Source organism: Rhodococcus sp. 15-649-2-2, from assembly GCF_002258645.1.
GTDB lineage: Bacteria > Actinomycetota > Actinomycetes > Mycobacteriales > Mycobacteriaceae > Rhodococcoides.
Genome location: NZ_NPFM01000027.1, coordinates 1 through 17,723, shown reverse-complemented (window position 1 = coordinate 17,723; position 17,723 = coordinate 1). Strand labels below are relative to the sequence as shown.

Annotated in this window: 17 protein-coding genes; 11 read left to right on the top strand and 6 right to left on the bottom strand. The window is 62.4% G+C overall.

The window, feature by feature from the left end:
* The first annotated feature begins 9 nt into the window (after positions 1–9).
* From CH305_RS17560 to CH305_RS17525, 8 genes are all read left to right on the top strand, one after another.
* Positions 10–684 (top strand): hydrolase, encoded by a 675-nt coding sequence (locus CH305_RS17560; protein WP_032402731.1) that lies wholly within the window; start codon positions 10–12, stop codon positions 682–684.
* Between the two features lie 47 nt (positions 685–731).
* Positions 732–1,901, top strand: a complete 1,170-nt coding sequence (locus CH305_RS17555) for a hypothetical protein (RefSeq protein WP_094704432.1) — start codon at positions 732–734, stop codon at positions 1,899–1,901.
* Positions 1,902–1,992: 91 nt separating this feature from the next.
* Positions 1,993–3,297, top strand: coding sequence for a hypothetical protein (locus CH305_RS17550; RefSeq protein ID WP_094704431.1), 1,305 nt, complete (start codon positions 1,993–1,995; stop codon positions 3,295–3,297).
* Positions 3,298–3,389: 92 nt separating this feature from the next.
* The gene (locus CH305_RS17545) at positions 3,390–4,409 is read left to right on the top strand and encodes a diiron oxygenase (RefSeq protein ID WP_037148333.1); all 1,020 of its coding nucleotides are present in this window, start codon (positions 3,390–3,392) and stop codon (positions 4,407–4,409) included.
* A gap of 37 nt (positions 4,410–4,446) precedes the next feature.
* Positions 4,447–6,045 carry an FAD-dependent oxidoreductase gene (locus tag CH305_RS17540; protein ID WP_094704430.1) on the top strand — a complete coding sequence of 533 codons (1,599 nt, stop codon included), beginning with the start codon at positions 4,447–4,449 and terminating at the stop codon, positions 6,043–6,045.
* Between the two features lie 211 nt (positions 6,046–6,256).
* A complete protein-coding gene (locus tag CH305_RS17535; protein WP_032402677.1) occupies positions 6,257–7,066 on the top strand; it encodes a hypothetical protein in 810 nt (269 codons plus the stop codon).
* Positions 7,067–7,156: 90 nt separating this feature from the next.
* Positions 7,157–8,458, top strand: coding sequence for a DUF2786 domain-containing protein (locus tag CH305_RS17530; RefSeq protein WP_143545295.1), 1,302 nt, complete (start codon positions 7,157–7,159; stop codon positions 8,456–8,458).
* Between the two features lie 20 nt (positions 8,459–8,478).
* Positions 8,479–10,095: an AMP-binding protein gene (locus tag CH305_RS17525; RefSeq protein WP_094704428.1), complete on the top strand. Its 1,617-nt coding sequence runs from the start codon at positions 8,479–8,481 to the stop codon at positions 10,093–10,095.
* A 10-nt stretch (positions 10,096–10,105) separates the two neighbouring features.
* Here CH305_RS17525 and CH305_RS17520 read toward each other — a convergent pair whose 3' ends face one another.
* The 3 genes from CH305_RS17520 to CH305_RS17510 all read right to left on the bottom strand — a co-directional run bounded on the left by CH305_RS17520 (position 10,106) and on the right by CH305_RS17510 (position 13,166).
* Positions 10,106–11,701 carry an ABC-F family ATP-binding cassette domain-containing protein gene (locus CH305_RS17520; protein WP_179278327.1) on the bottom strand — a complete coding sequence of 532 codons (1,596 nt, stop codon included), beginning with the start codon at positions 11,699–11,701 and terminating at the stop codon, positions 10,106–10,108.
* Between the two features lie 89 nt (positions 11,702–11,790).
* Positions 11,791–12,492, bottom strand: a complete 702-nt coding sequence (locus tag CH305_RS17515; protein ID WP_094704427.1) for an aminoglycoside 3'-phosphotransferase — start codon at positions 12,490–12,492, stop codon at positions 11,791–11,793.
* A complete protein-coding gene (locus CH305_RS17510) occupies positions 12,489–13,166 on the bottom strand; it encodes a vancomycin high temperature exclusion protein (RefSeq protein WP_094704446.1) in 678 nt (225 codons plus the stop codon). Before CH305_RS17510 ends, CH305_RS17515 begins: the two co-directional genes overlap by 4 nt.
* Before the next feature lie 316 nt (positions 13,167–13,482).
* Between CH305_RS17510 and CH305_RS17505 the strand changes: the two genes are divergently transcribed.
* On the top strand, positions 13,483–14,856 hold the full coding sequence (locus tag CH305_RS17505) for a dicarboxylate/amino acid:cation symporter (protein ID WP_032402673.1): 1,374 nt from the start codon (positions 13,483–13,485) through the stop codon (positions 14,854–14,856).
* 60 nt (positions 14,857–14,916) lie between these two features.
* Here the strand turns inward: CH305_RS17505 and CH305_RS17500 are convergent, their stop codons facing one another.
* The 3 genes from CH305_RS17500 to CH305_RS17490 form a co-directional block, all read right to left on the bottom strand.
* Positions 14,917–15,312 carry a hypothetical protein gene (locus CH305_RS17500; protein ID WP_032402672.1) on the bottom strand — a complete coding sequence of 132 codons (396 nt, stop codon included), beginning with the start codon at positions 15,310–15,312 and terminating at the stop codon, positions 14,917–14,919.
* 12 nt (positions 15,313–15,324) lie between these two features.
* A complete protein-coding gene (locus CH305_RS17495; protein WP_080737211.1) occupies positions 15,325–15,897 on the bottom strand; it encodes a DUF3558 domain-containing protein in 573 nt (190 codons plus the stop codon).
* Between the two features lie 66 nt (positions 15,898–15,963).
* Positions 15,964–16,686, bottom strand: coding sequence for a DUF998 domain-containing protein (locus CH305_RS17490; protein ID WP_256983843.1), 723 nt, complete (start codon positions 16,684–16,686; stop codon positions 15,964–15,966).
* Between the two features lie 77 nt (positions 16,687–16,763).
* Between CH305_RS17490 and CH305_RS17485 the strand changes: the two genes are divergently transcribed.
* Both CH305_RS17485 and CH305_RS17480 read left to right on the top strand, forming a co-directional pair.
* Complete coding sequence (locus CH305_RS17485) at positions 16,764–17,105, top strand: ArsR family transcriptional regulator (RefSeq protein ID WP_032402670.1); 342 nt, start codon at positions 16,764–16,766, stop codon at positions 17,103–17,105.
* A 3-nt stretch (positions 17,106–17,108) separates the two neighbouring features.
* Positions 17,109–17,594, top strand: a complete 486-nt coding sequence (locus tag CH305_RS17480; protein WP_094704426.1) for an SRPBCC domain-containing protein — start codon at positions 17,109–17,111, stop codon at positions 17,592–17,594.
* Positions 17,595–17,723 lie beyond the last annotated feature (129 nt).

Genomic DNA, 17,723 nt, shown 5'->3' with positions numbered 1-17,723 from the left:
ATGCAACACATGACCTGGCGAGACCGAGACGGCAAAGCTCTGACCGACTACCCCCGCCCCTCCGTGGCTGTCGATGTCGCAGTACTGACCGTCCGCGAACGTCGATTGCACGTGGTTGTGGTGCCGACCGAACGGGGCCGCGCCCTACCGGGCACATTCCTGCGACCCGAGGAGAATCTCGCCGACGCTGCAGACCGAGCACTGCAGACCAAGTCCGGCATCGTCGATCTCACATTTCACCAACTGAGAATGTTCGACGCCCCGCATCGGGACGACCGTGGATGGGTTCTGTCGATGGCGCACAGCGCTGCGGTCTCGACCCGATCGCTTTCTGCAACAAATGAATTCGTACTGATCGACAACGGAAGACCGGCGTCGCCGCTCGCTTTCGACCATGGCGAGATGGTGGCCGAAGCCGTTCTCGAACTGCGTGAACGCTACGCACGCGAGGTAGATCCCGCGCTGCTGATCGACGAGGAATTCACACTTCTCGAACTACGTGAGCTCTACGAGATCGTGTTCGATCGCCCGCTTCCGAAAGACACGTTTCGACGGCATGTCCTCGGCTCCCTCGAGGGGACGGGCGCGACGTCGGCCGCGGGCGGCGGCCGGCCGGCCGAGCTGTATCGCCGTCGTCCGAGCCCGATTCTTCCGCCGTCGGCGGGCGCGTTCCTGCTCGACTGAGGCATGGACCGACGAAACCGGACATCCCAGCAGATAAGCTGCCACCCATGGGATCGAAGCGGCCTGCCAACCGCGGACAGAAACGTGCAGAAAAGACCAAGGCCCGGCAACGGCGTCATCAGCAGTCCCGACCGGCTCCGTCCGGTGTCGACAGCGAACGGATCGCCGATCTGATCGACGGGTTCGTGGAGTGGCTGGACGAGAGCGAGATGTCGGAACAGTCGGAGGCGATCTCACGGCTCGTCTCGTCGACGCTGACCCAGCTTTCCGGAGCCCGTCAGGGCTTCTCCCCCAGCGCCTGGCTGCCGGCCGATGCGCACCTGCTGGTGGACGCAGCGGAACGCATCCTCCAGGAGGAGTCCGACACGGCCGAGGACACCGCGGTCAATCTTGTGCTCACGTCTCTGCAGTACCTGACCTTCCTCGACGAAACCGATCTCTGGGACGGCACGCCCGAGGACTACGCGCACTGCATGGAAGATCTCTCGGACTTCCTCGAAGGCGACGAGCCCGACATGCTCGACGCCGACGACATCGACCTTCCCAATGTGTCTCTCGCACAGGAACTGGCGGCCATCTCGGTGCTGCCACTGTTGCCGGCATTGGACGACATCGTCGCTCGGGTCGCCGATGGGCTGGCAGTGTCCGACGATGTTCATCTTCAGCGCGCAGTCGGTGCGGCTCCGTTCGATCCCACCGAAGTGGGCGCGGGCGTCGCCACGGTCGATTACTGGTCGACGGCCATCGCGACCGAATTGATTCGCATCGACGGTGACACTGCGAGGCCGGGCGACAATGCGCATTCACTGGCCGGCCGCGGCGCGGAGACTGTGCACGAACTGGTTGCCGAGCATGTGCGGGTGCAGCTGTCGGGAGATGCCGACGACCCCGACGTGTCGCGGTCACTGGCCAACACGTTTGCGGTGCAGACGTTGCTCGCCGCCATGACCGAAGAGCTACCCGTCAACAACGAGGGCGAGGACTACGCCGATCTGGAAGGCGAAGATCTGCGTACGGCCCAGTTGATCGATCACCGTGTTCGATCGCTGATCGAACAGGGCATTCTCGTCAGGATCGAGGAAGTACTGGCCGTTCCGCACGCTCTACGTCCGGCGGTGTTGGACGGCGTGGCCGAGGCACAGCCCTTCGGTGCGCTCGACGACGATTCTCTCGATGACCCGCTGACACGATCGCCCGAGGATTCGGCATCGTCGTGATCGCCCCCGCGAGCGCCGAGATCGTGTCGGTGGTCGCCGCTAGCGTGATCGAGTCCGCGTTACGTCAGCGCGATCTGGGTAAGGAGCCGACATGAGCGATTCACTCGAGTTCGACTTCGACGTCGATGCCGCCTGGATGCAGTTCCAGCGCACGCTCGGCGACTACGTCAGCGCCATGCGCGACGGCGATGCGTTGGTGATCGAATCGCGATACGACACCACCGACGGCGTCCCCGACACCGCCGCCTGCGTGCAGTTCTATGCCTGGGATCTCGATATGGTCCGCTGCGAGATACCGGCGAACGAACACCTGCACAGCAGCCGAGCCATCACCGTCGATCAGCGAGACGCGTTGAGTGCATTGGGATTTCACACTTCGCACAACGACGAGCCCGCGGCACCGCACGTGGACCGCAATCGCTCGTGGTCCGACGATCTGGCGAAGAAGACCGTCGCGGTGTTCCGTGACATCTGGGGCCTGCCACACCCGTCGTTCCTGAGCTCACGCGCCACCGGGCGCTACGACGTACCGAGTTTCGACATCGCCATCACGGAGCCCGACACCTCCGTGGTTCCGCTGTGCGTTCAGCCCAAGGGGAAAGAGCATCTGCAGCAGCTCGTCGATCGCGCTCTCGAGCCGTGGTTCGGCTTCCCACCGGATCATGACCCCGACGGCGACATTCCGCTGCGGTTCGTGGGCGGCACCGCGTACGTATCGGTCAAACCCACCGAACCGGTGGTCGAGATCAATTCGACGCTCGTCCATGCCGTGTCCGGCCGCACTCGCGCGGCGGAATTGTTGGTCGACCTGAACCTGCAACTGCCGGATGTGATGCTGCACCTGGTTCAGGACTGCATCGTCGCTCAGGTACGAGTCAGCGGGTCACCCTTCGTCGCCGATCACCTGTTGTGGGCGGTGCGCATGCTCAGTCACGTGTGGGAGCAGGTCGACGACAAGTTCGCCGAGGATTTCGGAGGCGTGCTCGGGGAGCCGACGCCGCCCACGGTCGACGCGGACGACTTTCCTGACGGTTTGCTCGAATTGGTCGATCTGCTCGCCGCGTCCGAAGAGGAACCGCTCGACCCGCATGTGATTCTCGAGTGCTGCTCGTCCGATCGCGATGTCGTCGTCTCGTATCTGCGGATCAGCGCCGAACAAGAAGCGTCGTGGCGTGGGATGGCGGTTGCCGCGGATCTGGGCGACGAGCACTGCGACGTCGACGAGGCAGATCGGGAATCGGCCAACTGGGGCCGTGCCGTCTCTGCCCTCCGTGAGGTGCTGCGCAGCACTCCCGACCAGGTCACGCCCGTGGTCGATCCTTCCGCGATCCAGCTGCAACTATTCGAGACCGACGAGGTGGCCGAGGTGTCCGACGAGCGTTCGGACGACCAGTAGACGACCGCCGATCAGAGTCTCCCCAACACGCTTCCCTTTTGTGTTAACTCGGGTTACATTAACCCAATGTTCGCACTTCGTTTGGAGAAGCCATGACACTGACGACAAGCAATACGTCCGTTTCGGTCGACGCCGACACTGCGGACGAGCAGCAGTACATCGAGACGCTCACATTGCTGTCCGAGGGCTCGGTGCACAAGCACTTCGACCCCTACGTGGACATCGACTGGGAGTCCGAGAAGTTCGCAGTACCCGCGAACGATCCTCGATGGGTCCTGCCTGCCAAAACCGATCCGATCGGCGGCCACGCCTGGTATCAGGCGCTTCCACTCGACAGGCAGATCGAGATCGGCATGTGGCGTCAGGCCAATGTCGCAAAGGTCGGTCTGCAATTCGAGAACATCCTGATCCGCGGCATGATGCAGTACGTCTTTTCACTGCCCAACGGCTCCGCCGAGGCGCGCTACTGCACCCACGAATCGATCGAAGAGTGCAACCACACCCTGATGTTCCAGGAGATGGTCAACCGCGTCGGTTCCGATGCGCCCGGCATGAGCCGGCCCATGAAAATGCTGTCTCCGTTCGTTCCACTGTTCGCCACGCTGCTGCCAGAACTGTTCTTCGTCGGCGTTCTCGCAGGCGAAGAGCCCATCGACCACATTCAAAAATCGGTCCTGCGGTCCGGTGACGACATTCACCCGATCATGCAGAGCGTCATGGCCATTCACGTTGCCGAGGAAGCGCGACACATCTCGTTCGCGCACCAACTGCTACGTCGCCGAGTCCCCAAGATGTCCAAGGTCGGACGGTTCTTGCTTTCACTGGCCTTCCCGATCACGATGCGCATCCTGTGCGACGTCATCGTCATTCCGCCGAAGAAGTTCTGGACGAAATTCGACATCCCGAAGCAGGTAAAGAAGGACCTGTTCTGGGGTACCCCGGAATCGCAGCACGCGCTGCAGGACTACTTCGGCGACGTCCGCATGCTGGCCACCGATACCGGCATGATGAATCGTGCGGCTCGCCTGATGTGGAAGATGTGCGGAATCGACGGCAAGGCCTCTCGTTTCCGTAGCGAGCCCGATCGCAGCTCGAGCCAGTTCGCCGCATAGCCCTCTCGCCTCTTGCCACTGCCGTCAGGAACCCCTCATGCCCCACGTCGTCACCCAATCATGTTGTAGCGACGCGTCATGCGTCTACGCGTGCCCCGTCAACTGCATTCATCCCACCCCCGACGAGCCTGACTTCCTGACGGCAGAGATGCTGCACATCGATCCGCAATCATGTGTGGACTGCGGCGCATGTGTCTCGGCCTGCCCGGTCGATGCCATTGTGCCGCAAGCAAAACTGACCGAGGCTCAACTGCCGTTCCTGACGATCAACGCGGACTTCTACAAGCAGGAACGCCCGCCTCGGCCGATCTTGGCACCGGTCACGCCGGCGGCATCGGTCTCGCGTGATCGTCAACCCCTTCGAGTCGCGATCGTCGGATCCGGACCGTCGGCGATGTACGCGGCGGACGAGCTGCTCACGCAACCGGGTGTGAAAGTCGATGTCTACGACAGACTCCCGCAACCACACGGCCTCGCTCGCCTCGGCGTCGCGCCCGACCACCAGAAGACGCGTCAGGTGTCGCGCCTGTTCGAAACCATCTCTGCGCAGGAGGGATTCACCTTCCACCTCGGTGTCGAGGTCGGCAAGGACATCACCCACGACGAGTTGATGGACACCCACCACGCCGTGATCTATGCAGTCGGGGCGTCCTCGGACCGGGAACTCCGCATTCCCGGTGCAGAATTGCCGGGCCGCAGTTCGGCAACCGACTTCGTCGCCTGGTACAACGGCCACCCCGATCACGCACACCGCACGTTCGATCTCTCGCACGAGCGCGCCGTGATCATCGGAAACGGCAACGTGGCACTGGACGTCGCCCGCATCCTGACCATGGATCCGGGCGCGCTCGCCCAGACCGACATCGCACCCCACGCCCTGGACGCCCTGCGCCACAGCTCTATTCGTGAGGTGGTTGTCGTCGGCCGCCGCGGCGTCGCCCAGTCTGCATTCACCGTTCCCGAGTTCGCCGGATTGCTTACCGTCCCCGATATCGATCTGGCCATCGACCGCAGCGAACTCGCGCTCGACCCGGTAACGGTCCGCCTCGCAGCTACCGATGACCTACCCCACGCTGTGGCGCAGAAGCTACAACTTCTTCGCCACGTCGACGAATCCCCTGAGCACAGCGACGGCCGTAAGCGCATCACACTGCGATACCTGCTCTCCCCCACCCGCATCCTGGGCACCGATCGAGTGACGGGCATCGAGTTCGAGCGGATGGGTCTGACCGCCGACGGTGACGACGTGGTGCGCAGCACTGCTACCGGTGAAACAGACGCCCTCGATGCCGGACTCGTCCTCACATCCATCGGCTACCGCGGAGTTGCGCTGCCCGGGGTTCCCTTCGACGATCGCCGAGGCATCATTCCCAACACCGGCGGCCGTGTATTGCAGGAATCCGGTGGGCAGACTTCGGTCGGCAGCTATGTCACCGGGTGGATCAAGCGCGGCCCCTCGGGATTCATCGGCACCAACAAATCCTGCGCCCAGGAAACCGTCGGACATCTGGTCGACGACTTCAATGCCGGTCGCCTGGCGGACCCGATCGAGTTGCCCAGCACCTGGCCCGCCGAGTCGAGTCGGGGGCCACTGCGACGCTCGAGAGAGATGCTGTCGACGCTGCGCCGGTCCTGACTGCCCGCCCCACTTTTGTCCGGCGGTATCACGCCCGCTGACTGGATCAATGCGCCCGCCAGTCACTCCAACTGCAACAAAGCCGCATTCATCCAGGTGACGAAGGCCGCAGAACCAGGGAAAGCAGCGTGAGGTTGAACCGTCTACCATCGGGGTAGTTACAGCCATCGGTCACCGATTCACGGCGGGCCAACACCTCGAGGAGCACGAGATGCCGGCCCTGCGACGCATCTTCACCAGGACTGCTGTCCCAATTGTCGGCATCGCGTTTGCGCTGACCTGCGCAGCACCTGCGCAGGCTTTGCCGACACCCGCTGACCTCGCAGACGTGCCATCCCGCACCTCGATCTCGTACGAACACGTGCCGACGGGCACATACGTGGGCAGCGCGGAGGATAATTCCGCACGTCCCGGACTGTCGACGGTCAAGCTCTATATGGCCGACTACGTCGTTCGCTACGGAGACGGTTCTGCGCGTGATCGTGACCTGGCCGCTCGAATGGTCCAGGTCAGCGACGACGGTGCCGCGTCCGTCCTCGACAACAAATATCCCCAGGCCATCGATGCGACTGCGGCGGAGTTCGGGCTCACCTCGACCTCGCGTGGTGGTTTCTGGGGCAGTTCCTACACCAGCACAGCTGACACCGTGCGATTCCTGGCGGCGAAGAAGCGCACCGATCCGGCCAGCCCGGTACTGGCCTGGATGACCACGGCGGCACCTGTGGCACGCGACGGAATGGTTCAGGACTGGGGCACTGAGCAGTTGCCCGGCGTGATAGGGACCAAATGGGGATGGGCCGACGACCGATCGAGTGTGGTCGCATCGGCGTCGATCGGCGATGATTTCGTCATTGCATCCAATACATACGGATCGACCCGGTCCAATACCGACGACGTGTTGACAACGCTCGGCGGCGTCGAGTTGACGGCGCCGCCCGCCGCCGCTCCTGTTCCGAACCTTCCCGTGATTCCCGGCCTGCCCTCGGTCGAAGAACTGCTGCAGATGCTGGCTCCTCGCTGAGATGTTCGAATAACTTGTCGGACCCCTCCCCTACTCTGCGATTCACCGAAAAGTTCGGGAACCACACCGGGGGACGTGGAGGGGACGACGATGAGTCGTATCGATCTGGACAGTTTCTTCAAGTACTCGCGCGCAACCACTGCTCGGGACAGTGCTGACCCGAACGAATTGCTCGACAGCGGAATCGGTTTCGCCCAGTTGGGGGCCTCCGCGAAGGACATGACCCAACTGATCGCGGAACGCCTGTCGGCTGCGGAAGACATCAACCAAGCACATTCAGTGCACGACCGAGCGGCAGGAATACTGGACCAAGCTCTCGACACGGCTTTCGAGAACGGTTGGCAGCCTGCCGAACTGGTGCACGTCACCCGTCAGAGCGCCGGAGGCGACGGTGCTGTGGTCATGATCGAGGCTATCGGCGCTCACGCGGCGCGAAGTTCCGCCGACAGCATTGCTCCGGAATCCTGGCGAGATCAGTTGTCCGAGCTGAACGTCGAATCTGCAGGCGGCACCTCTGCCGACCGTTTTCGGCGGTGGCGTTCGTACAACCGGCGATCGTCGGCGCAGTCGTGGTACACCCTTCTGCTCGTACTCGGTTGCGCAACATGGTTGTTGCCCCTCGAGACACTACTGCCCCCTCCTACTCGATGGACATCACGCACCACGCCTGCCGGTCCGCGGCAGGCGGCGGACTCGAAGATGCTCGGCAAGATACGGGGATTACTGGCCAAGGCCGAGTCGACGCAATTCCCCGCTGAAGCCGAGGCATTATCGGCCAAGGCCCAGGACCTGATGACGCGCTATGCGATCGACAGCGCGCTTCTCGATGCGGAGAACCCCCGCAGCTTGATCGACGATGTCATCAGTCGTCGCATCATGGTGAGCAATCCGTACTCGAAGGCCAAGTTGCTTCTGCTGCACAGCGTGTGCACGGCCAACGGTGCCAGAACAGTGTGGAAAAAGAAGTACTTGTTGGCCACCATGATCGGTCTGCCCGTCGATCTCGACCTGTGCGAGCTGCTGTACACCTCGTTGCTGGTCCAATCGGCCCGCGCGCTCGACGAGGCCGGCGAATCGGCGACCTCGCGGACTCGCAGCTTCCGTCACGCATTCTTGATCGCCTACGCCCACCGAGTCGGCGAACGATTGCACGACGCGCGCACGCGAGCGACTGCAGCGGCGACCCACCAACACGGATCGGCTCTGGTGCCGATCATGGCGGAGCGATCCGATGCCGTCGACCGCGCGTACGCTGCCCGCTACCCGTCGACGAAAACGATCACGTTCGGCAGCGACAATGCAGAGGGGTGGCTTGCTGGCCGGGCCGCCGCCGAACGCGCCGACCTTACCGGTGGGCGCGAACGTATCGACAAAACCGATCTGGCTTCGTAGTGCGCGCTACATTGGCTGACATGACCGGTCTGGATACTCCGCTGACGCCACTTCGCTTCCTCGAACGCGCTGCGGAGGTCCATCCCCACAAGACCGCCGTGGAGGATGGCCCGCGCACCTTCACCTACGAACAGTTCGCCGCCGCCGTCACCCGGCTCGCGCATGCACTGCGCGCGTCGGGGGTCGGCCACGGAGACCGGGTGGCCTACATTGCCTCGAACTCGGCGGAGCTGTTGTTCGCGCACTACGCGGTGCCACTGGCCGGTGCCGTTCTGGTCGCGATCAACACCAGGCTCTCACCGGACGAAGTTCGCTACATCTGCGATCACTCCGGTTCGGTTCTGTTGGTGGGTGATTCGGCACTGCTGGCCGGCCTCGGAACAGATCCCATCGCAGATTCGGTCACCGAGATCGTCGAGACTCCCTCGGTGGACGGCACGTACGAGAAGCTTCCGCACACCACTCGATACGACGCATTCCTCGAACGGGGCACGGACGAACCGATGGAGTGGGAGGTCGACGACGAGACGTCGACCATCACGATCAACTACACCTCGGGCACCACCGGTCGACCCAAGGGCGTGATGTACACCCACCGCGGTGCCTACCTCAATTCCCTGGGAGAACTGCACCATCAGGGATTCGGCGTCGACACCCGCTATCTGTGGACTCTTCCGATGTTCCACTGCAACGGATGGTGCACCACGTGGGCGGTCACGGCCGCGTCCGGCACACACGTATGCCTTCGCGGAGTGCGCGGCGACGCCATCTGGTCGGCCATCGACAACGGCGTCGATCACCTTGCCGGTGCACCGACCGTGTTGACCACTCTCGCCACTGCTGCAGAGGCACATTCACTCGATCGACCGCTGACCATCGTCACAGCGGGAGCTCCTCCGAGCCCGACGATCATCGTCAAGATTCGAGCATTGGGAGCAACGCTCGTACACGTCTACGGCCTCACCGAAACCTACGGTCCGTATTCGGTATGCGAGGCGAAGCAGGAATGGCTCGAACTGGACGCCGACGAACAAGCTCGGCGTCTGGCTCGACAGGGAGTCGGCATGCTCACCGCAGACCGTCTGCGCGTGGTACGCGACAAGCCCGGTCCCGGTGGAGTGTTGATCGACGTCGAACCCGACGGTGTCGAAATGGGCGAGATCGTTATGCGCGGCAACAACGTCATGAAGGGGTATTACAACGACACCGCCGGAACGACACAGGCTTTCGCGGGCGGCTGGTTCCATTCCGGTGACCTCGGGGTGATGCATCCCGACGGCTACGTTCAACTACTTGATCGTGCCAAGGACGTCGTCATTTCCGGTGGCGAGAACATCTCGACCATCGAGGTGGAGCAGGCTCTGGCGAGCCATCCTGCCGTCGCCGATGTTGCGGTGATCGGGGTGCCCGACGACAAGTGGGGAGAGCGACCGAAGGCGTTTGTGGTGCTGGTGCCCGGCGCGGACGCCTCGGAAGCCGAGCTCGTGGCGCACGTGAAATCGGCCATCGCGTCGTACAAGGCCCCGCGCAACGTCGAATTCATCGTCGAGCTGCCGAAGACTTCGACCGGCAAGATCAGGAAGAAGGAGCTGCGCGACGCCGAGTGGGGCACGTCCGCGTCGAAGATCAACGGGTAGCCAACTCTGGTCACGCCATCTGCACACCGGCGATTTCGGTGACGCCGCCCTTGCCGTCGAACGACAACTGCCTGAACGCGACTTTTTCGACGAAGAACCTGTCGTGGCTCACCAGGATGACCGCGCCGGGAAACGCCATCAGTGCGCGTTCGAGCACCTGGGTGCTCTGCAGGTCGAGGTGGTTGGTGGGCTCGTCGAGCACGATGACGCCTGCGCCGAACAAGAGGCACTGCGCCAATGCAACTCGTGCCTTCTGCCCTCCGGACAGCACGCCGATCTTCGACTTGAGATCCATCTCGGAGAACTGCAACAACGTGAGAAAGCGGTGGACTTCCTTCTTGGTCGCCGTCAGAGCGAGACTGCCCGGCATCGCGTTCACCGAATGCGACACCGTGTCGTCGAGATCGAGATCGGACAGCACCTGGTTGTAGTAGATGAACGACGGCGCTTTGGTCTTCCATTTGATCTTGCCGCTGTCCGGTTGCTCGGCACCGACGAGAATGTCGACGAGAGTGGTCTTTCCACATCCATTGGGTCCGGTGATGGCGATGCGGTCACCGCGGTGCACGGTGAAGGAGATGTTGTCGAAGAGTCGTTGCTCCCCATAGCTTTTGGCGATCCCGTGGATCTCCGCCAGGTTGTCGTGCACATGCAGACCGCCGTAGATAGCGGTGACCACCGTGTCGACCGGCCGTGGACTCTTGCTCTTCTTGATGTTCGCCAGGCGACGCTTGAGCACCCCGCTGGGGTTCTTCACTGCTTCCTTGCGATCAGTGATCGCTTCTTGCTCGTAGGCCAGCAGCTGTTGTTCGTTGCTGAACTCACGTTCGAGGTTCTTGAGTCGAAACTGCTTCTGCTGAACGTATTCCGAGTAGCTGCCATCGTACGTCTGCAGGTGATGGTTCTCGATTTCGACGATGCTGGTGACGACCTGCTCGAGGAATGCTCGGTCGTGCGAGACAACGAGAAGCGCGCCGCGGAAATCTCGTAGCCAACGTTCGAGCCACGCGATTCCGGCAACATCGAGGAAGTTCGTCGGCTCGTCGAGAAGCAGGACGTCCGGGGCCTCGATGAGGATCTTGGCCAACGCTGCGCGGTTGCGCCACCCACCGGACAGTCGATCGACAGGAAGCTCACGTCGTTCGGCGTTGAATCCGAGCATCGACAGCACCGTATCGATCTGCTGGTGGTAGGTCCAACCGCCGCTGTTCTCCATGGCGTCGAGCAGTTCGGCTTGGCGGTCGACGAGCTTGTACATCTGCTTCTCGTCCAAGTCACCGCCCAATGCGGCCTCGACCTCGGCCAATTCGGTCTCGATCGCGTGGACAGCGCCGAACAGCGATTCGAGCTCCGCTTGGATGCTGCGATCGCCGTCCAGTTCGGAGAACTGCGAGAAGTATCCGATTCGTGCGCCCTCGGTGACGTCGACGGTTCCGGAATCGGGTGTCTCACGCCCGAGAAGAAGCTGCAGCAGGGTGGTCTTGCCCGTTCCGTTGCGGCCGATCAGCCCGATGCGATCACCGTCGGCGAGGCGAAAGAACACCTCGCGCAGCATCACCTTCTGGTCGTATCCCTTGGCAACGTCGTTCAAGCGAATCCAGCTCAACCGTTCACTTCTCCTGAAACACGGGTCCGCTGAGTCGTCGAACCGGGCTCGCTCACTCTAGCCGCGCGCAGCACCGTCCGATTTGCTGCTCATGTGGACTCCCACAACCACAGGTAGTAGTCGAGTCGTTCACGGTCGAGTTCGATACCGTACGCGTCCAAGAATGCCTTGCAGTAGCTCCGGCCGTAGTTGTACTCGGTGCTCCAGATTGCCGGTGCCAGGTCTGCCCAACGATCGGCGACACCCATGCTGCCCATGTCGACGTGTGCTGCCCAGGATCCGTCGTCGGCGATCAGGGTATTCGGCATGCAGGCGTCGCCGTGGCACACCACGAGCCGATCGACCGACGGCGATTCCACCGGCAACTCGCGGTCACCGATACGAGTGGCCACCGACCAATCGAACGGGCACTGCGCGACGGGGAGTGCATCGTGAAAGGCACGAAGGCCGGTTGCCGCCGCTCGGACCGCGGTGGCCGGGTCCCCCATCCAGCGATCGGCGACGGCGTTCTCCCACGGCAGGGCCGCCGTGACCATCCAAGAACCCGTCGCGTCCGAGCCGGTGTCGATTACCTTCGGAACCGGGCTGTACCGAATCACCCAGTCCAGACGACGCCGCTCGTCTTCCAGGTCGACCGAGCTCTCGACCGGTGTCCATTTGACGTAGCGCGCCTCGCCGATACGAAAAGTCAACCCGCCCAGTTCATTCGACCACACAGGTTCGGTGTCGTCAGGTCCCGCCAACTCTCGCACCACGGCCGGGACGGCGATATCGCCATCGGGCACGCTCATTTACCAGTGATGGTCGCAAGCGAATCGACGGGCGGGGACACGACGACGGGATCACGTCCGGACCACAGATCGAGAACTGCTTTGGGGCGCGCCAACAACTCTCGCGCGTAGTTCCGCACCACAGCCAACGTATTGCAGTCGATGCAGTCGGCAGTCACGCCGTCGACCTCCAGATCCATGTCCTCGCACAGCGCCACGGCGCGCGAGACGTGAAGGGGCTGGCTGATGATCAGGCCACGTTCGACGCCGAATGTCTCCTTTGCCCGCGCGCACGTGTCGTAGGTATCGATGCCGTGATCGTCGCCGATGATCACGGCAGGGTCGATGCCGTGCTCGATCAGATAGTCGGTCATAGCCTGAATCTCGTTGCCGGAGTTACCGTCTGCATCGCCGGAGACCAAAATCGCTTTGATCTTTCCGCTCTGCATCAACGCGATCGCGGCGTCGAGGCGTCCGGCGAGAAATCGCATCGGCTTACCGTCGCGCACCTGCGCGCCGAGAACGATGGCCACGGGCGCGTCCGGTGCATCGTCGACGTCGTAGACCTTGCCGGCCGTCGCATACGCAACCCAACCGGCCGATGCCAGAACGACTGCCACCAGTGCTGCAACGAGGGCAGACACCGCCTGTAGGAGTCGCCGAACCAGTCCTCGGGGTTTTGCTTTCGTACTCATGGTCTCGTTTCGTCGGCGGCAGAGAACCCAACGTAGCCGATGAAAACGGCGCATTATCGACACCGCGGCGCACCCACATCGATTCCACAGTGAACCCTCAGAAGAACCCTGCCCCGCTGCCTCGGATGTCCGACGAGTACCGTCTTACCAGTGAATCCGCTGCTGACCTCTCGACGCTACGTCGACTTGCGTCTGCAAGCCAGCGCTACCTGTTGACGGTCCTCTAAACCTCAACCTCTCCGTCGGGCACGTCGGCCCGATGAGCATTCTGTCGCACACCTCTGTCGACACTTCTTCGTTTTCGAAAGGCATAACCATGTCTGCGCCCAGCGCTACCCGTACGCGCCGTGTCCCCACCTGGGCCACCGCGTTCGGTCCACAAATCGTTGCCGGTCTCGTGCTCGGTGTCGTATTCGGGCTGATCGCCCGATCCATGCCCGACGCGGCCGACGGCAACGAGAACTGGTTGGTCGGCACCCTCTCGACCATCGGTTCGAGCTACGTCAAGCTACTCACCGTCGCGGTCATTCCGCTGGTCTTCACGGCAATCGTCAGCTCCATCGCCAACCTCCGTGAAGTCACGAATGCCGCCCGCCTAGCCATTCAGACGCTGTGGTGGTTCGCCATCACGGCCTTCATCGCCGTGATCATCGGCATCGTCATCGGACTGGTCGCGCAGCCGGGGTCCCGCACCAGCGCAGGAGCGGATGCGGCCGAGGCTCCGTCCAGCGTCGGGTCATGGTGGTCGTTCCTGACCGGATTGGTGCCGAACAACTTCTTCGCTCTCGGTGCCAAAACCACGGTCGCCGAGAGCGGTACCGCAACCACATCGTTGAGCTTCAACATCCTGCAGTTGCTGGTGATCGCCGCTGCTATCGGCATCGCGGCACTCAAGGTCGGCAAGAAGGCCGAGCCCTTCCTCGCGTTCAACGCATCGTTGCTGGCGATCGTGCAGAAGGTGCTGTGGTGGATCATTCGGCTGGCACCGATCGGCACCGCCGCCCTCATCGGCAACGCAGTCGCAACCTATGGCTGGGACGCGATCGGTTCGCTGGGCGTGTTCACCGTGTCGATCTACATCGGCCTGGCTGTGGTGTTCTTCGTCGTGTACCCGTTGATCGTTCGCGCACATGGCCTTTCGGTGCGCAACTTCTATTCGGGAGTGTGGCCGGCCACGCAGCTGGGCTTCGTGTCGCGCTCGTCGATCGGAACTCTCCCGCTCACCGAGCGTGTGACCGAACGCAACCTCGGCGTGCCGCGTGAGTACGCATCGTTCGCGGTGCCACTCGGGGCGACGACGAAGATGGATGGTTGCGCGGCAATCTATCCCGCAATCGCAGCATTGTTTGTTGCTCAGTTCTACGGCATCGATCTCACCATCACCGACTACCTGCTGATCATCGTGGTATCCGTAATTGGTTCTGCTGCAACAGCAGGAACGACAGGCGCGACGGTGATGCTCACCCTCACACTGTCGACACTCGGGTTGCCTCTCGCCGGTGTCGGTCTGCTGCTCGCGGTGGAGCCGATCGTCGACATGGGCCGCACAGCGGTCAACGTGACCGGCCAAGCGCTGGTGCCGACCATCGTGGCCAAGCGCGAGGGAATCCTCGACCTGGAGCGCTACAACGCTCCACGAAACGGCGATCCCTTCGTCGACGAGGAAGCAGAAGTGGAACTGGCTCGCTAGCAGTACGTTTCGAACTATCGATCCCGACGACCGAGCAACTGGGTCGTCGGGATTCTTCGTCTATCGCGGTGGCGACAGCGCTTCGACTGCAGCCGCAGTGTCGGCGTCCGTCGCCTCAACCTTGGCGAAATAGTGTTGAAAGAACTCCCGCATCGTCTTGATGATCTCGATCTGCCGCGTAATCGCGAACCGAGCTGAGCCCTCCTCCCCAACTGCCAAACGGTGAAACTTCGCCCCGAGCATCTGAGCTGAGGGCAGCTCACCGAATGCTTCGGGCTTGGATAGTCTGAGCGTCATTTCGAGCATTCTGTACAAATCGTCGAGGTAAATGGCGCATACGTTGTCGCACTCGCGGGCCACGTCCGCTTCGACGTGAAGTGCGCCGTCCGATGCTTGCTGTCGTAGCGACCTCCAGTGGGTCAAGTTCTTTTCGAGTCGTTCGGATTCGTTGATCATTGAGTCCTCTGTTCAGTCCGGCAGGAAGCTTTGGAGCTCGGTGGCGTGTCTTTGGACCTCGGCGCAAGGGTCCCCCAAAACGTCTTCCAATCCGATCCTGTCCAAGGCGAAGATGATCAAATTTCCCCCCACTGCTAAGACGATGTCGCATCCCGTGGGCGGATTTCCTTGGTAGTCAGCGTTGTAGCGCACTGCGTCACGCGCACCGACCTTGATAGGAAGTTGCCGCTCGTTCTGCGGGCTGCGCAAGTATTCGTCGATCGAGTTGATGGACGACATGACGGACAGGTAGTACCAGGGCTTGGTCCCGGATGCGTCCCAAGTGCAGTTCTTCCAGCCGGGATACGTCGTAATGCCCGCGAAGTCCGGCCTCTCCGTGCTCACGTCCAGCCCACTTGCTGTCACCGCAGATTTGGGGATAGTGCACGGATCGAATGGCTCTCTAGGTCCCGACGCCACGGTCGTCGATTCCGTCGACGAGTCTCCGCTCGCGACAGGGCTCCCCTGCGTCGAGGCGGCACATCCCGTCAGCAACAGCGCCGAAGCGCAGGCTGTGGCAAGCAGATGCCTACCCGTTGATCGCATACGTTTTCGCCCTCTCGCCACCGATGTCACTCGATGGTTGGACGCAACGCCGGCCCGATCGGTTCCCTAGACGGGCTGCGAGGCTCTGATCTCCCGTGACTCGGCGGAAGCAGCATTCCTACGTTCGGCTGCCCACACCCACAAGGCCAGCGAGATCAACGCGATCACTTCGGCGACGACGAGCACTCGCTCCACATAGCCGAGGGTGACCACCCGATACCAGGGTCGCGATCCGGTGGCACCGACCGCGAGTGCGTACACGATGGGCAGCAGCGTCACGACCGACAGCATGCTCAGCCCCAGAGTGATTCGTGCGCGGGCTGCCCACACGCCATCGCGAATCCAGGGCCGAGAGAACGCGAAGACTGCGACCGGGATGCTGACGAATGCCACGGCGGCCCCGAGCCGGTGGATCGACCCGCCGAGGCTCAGTGACGCGTTGTTCGACCAATCCTGTTTCGGCACAGCGACGACGGCCACGAGCCCTACTGTCCAGAGCGTCAAGCAGATCGACGCGGCCGAGGCGGGCCGAGTGAGGCGATACCGAAGCGCGGAAGCAAGAGTGAGTGCCGAGCCGAACGCGAGCAGGACGACCCCGATCGAGAACACCCACTGCTGCGCGCCGAGTCCGTATTCACTGATCGTGCGACGCAGATGCGATGGCGTCTGCCACGCGGTGTGGAGATCGAGAACCAGCACCACCAGCGCCCCCAACACGATCAACAGCGCGCCGATCTTTGCCGGTCGAATCTGCACGTTGCCTCCACTGTCCGGGACGGTGCCGATCACCGTCCGTAGTCCATGTTGCCCGAAGAATCGATCTGCCCTCTTGACCGAGGCTGCAACCTCGAATAACGTACAACCACATGGTTGTAGATCAGTTGAGTGATGCGGAGGTCGATCGCCTCTTCCAGGCCTTCGCGGACACGACACGTCGTGACATCGTCGCGAAGGTCACCGTGGGCGAACAGTCGGTCTCGGACTTGGCATCTCACTACGCCATGAGTTTTGCCGCAGTACAAAAACACGTCGCGGTCCTCGAACGTGCTGCCGTGATCACGAAGCACAAGCGTGGCAGGGAGCAGATCGTGAGAGTTCGATTGGACACCATCGCGAAAGCTCGTGAATTACTCGATACCTACGAGGAGATCTGGCGACGCAGGGTCGACCGGATCGACGACCTTCTGTCCACGGACGAGAAAGGCTGAATCATGCCCTTCATCAGCTCACACAAGGATGCGAAGAACTTGACCATGACCGTGGTCGCCGAGTTCGACGCGAAAGTCGAACGGGTCTGGCAGATTTGGGCAGATCCACGCCAGCTCGAAAAATGGTGGGGACCACCGACGTGGCCCGCGACATTCGACAGCCACGACTTCGTTCCGGGTGGCAGGGCGTCGTACTACATGACCGGGCCGGACGGCGAGAAGGCCGCCGGCTGGTGGCTTTTCACCGATATCTCCGCGCCGACGACGCTCTCGTTCGACGACGGATTCGCCGACGACTCGGGCAATCCGTCGTCGACGATGCCCGTCACCCACGCCGTCGCGACCCTCGAAGACGTCGACGGTCGGACACGAATGACCATTCGCTCCCGTTTCGACTCCCTCGAGCAACTCGAGCAACTCGTCGAGATCGGCATGGACGAAGGTATGGCCCTGGCACTGGGCCAGATCGACGCCATTGTCGCCGACTGATCGTGGTGCGCGGAAACTCGGCCTCTGCGACGTGTTCAGTCCGGGGACATATGAGACACGAGATGTCCACGGACATGTGACACACGGGCTGTGGTGATGCTGCGGGGCACTGTGACCGGCTATGGAGTA

Bases quoted from the DNA above. Each gene is read 5' to 3' on its own strand.
- CH305_RS17550 (WP_094704431.1), top strand. From the start codon at position 1,993: ATGAGCGATTCACTCGAGTTCGACTTCGACGTCGATGCCGCCTGGATG.
- CH305_RS17485 (WP_032402670.1), top strand. From the start codon at position 16,764: ATGGTTGTAGATCAGTTGAGTGATGCGGAGGTCGATCGCCTCTTCCAG.
- CH305_RS17555 (WP_094704432.1), top strand. From the start codon at position 732: ATGGGATCGAAGCGGCCTGCCAACCGCGGACAGAAACGTGCAGAAAAG.
- CH305_RS17545 (WP_037148333.1), top strand. From the start codon at position 3,390: ATGACACTGACGACAAGCAATACGTCCGTTTCGGTCGACGCCGACACT.
- CH305_RS17515 (WP_094704427.1), bottom strand. From the start codon at position 12,492: ATGAGCGTGCCCGATGGCGATATCGCCGTCCCGGCCGTGGTGCGAGAG.
- CH305_RS17560 (WP_032402731.1), top strand. From the start codon at position 10: ATGACCTGGCGAGACCGAGACGGCAAAGCTCTGACCGACTACCCCCGC.
- CH305_RS17525 (WP_094704428.1), top strand. From the start codon at position 8,479: ATGACCGGTCTGGATACTCCGCTGACGCCACTTCGCTTCCTCGAACGC.
- CH305_RS17495 (WP_080737211.1), bottom strand. From the start codon at position 15,897: ATGCGATCAACGGGTAGGCATCTGCTTGCCACAGCCTGCGCTTCGGCG.
- CH305_RS17510 (WP_094704446.1), bottom strand. From the start codon at position 13,166: ATGAGTACGAAAGCAAAACCCCGAGGACTGGTTCGGCGACTCCTACAG.
- CH305_RS17530 (WP_143545295.1), top strand. From the start codon at position 7,157: ATGAGTCGTATCGATCTGGACAGTTTCTTCAAGTACTCGCGCGCAACC.
- CH305_RS17500 (WP_032402672.1), bottom strand. From the start codon at position 15,312: ATGATCAACGAATCCGAACGACTCGAAAAGAACTTGACCCACTGGAGG.
- CH305_RS17480 (WP_094704426.1), top strand. From the start codon at position 17,109: ATGCCCTTCATCAGCTCACACAAGGATGCGAAGAACTTGACCATGACC.
- CH305_RS17505 (WP_032402673.1), top strand. From the start codon at position 13,483: ATGTCTGCGCCCAGCGCTACCCGTACGCGCCGTGTCCCCACCTGGGCC.
- CH305_RS17535 (WP_032402677.1), top strand. From the start codon at position 6,257: ATGCCGGCCCTGCGACGCATCTTCACCAGGACTGCTGTCCCAATTGTC.
- CH305_RS17540 (WP_094704430.1), top strand. From the start codon at position 4,447: ATGCCCCACGTCGTCACCCAATCATGTTGTAGCGACGCGTCATGCGTC.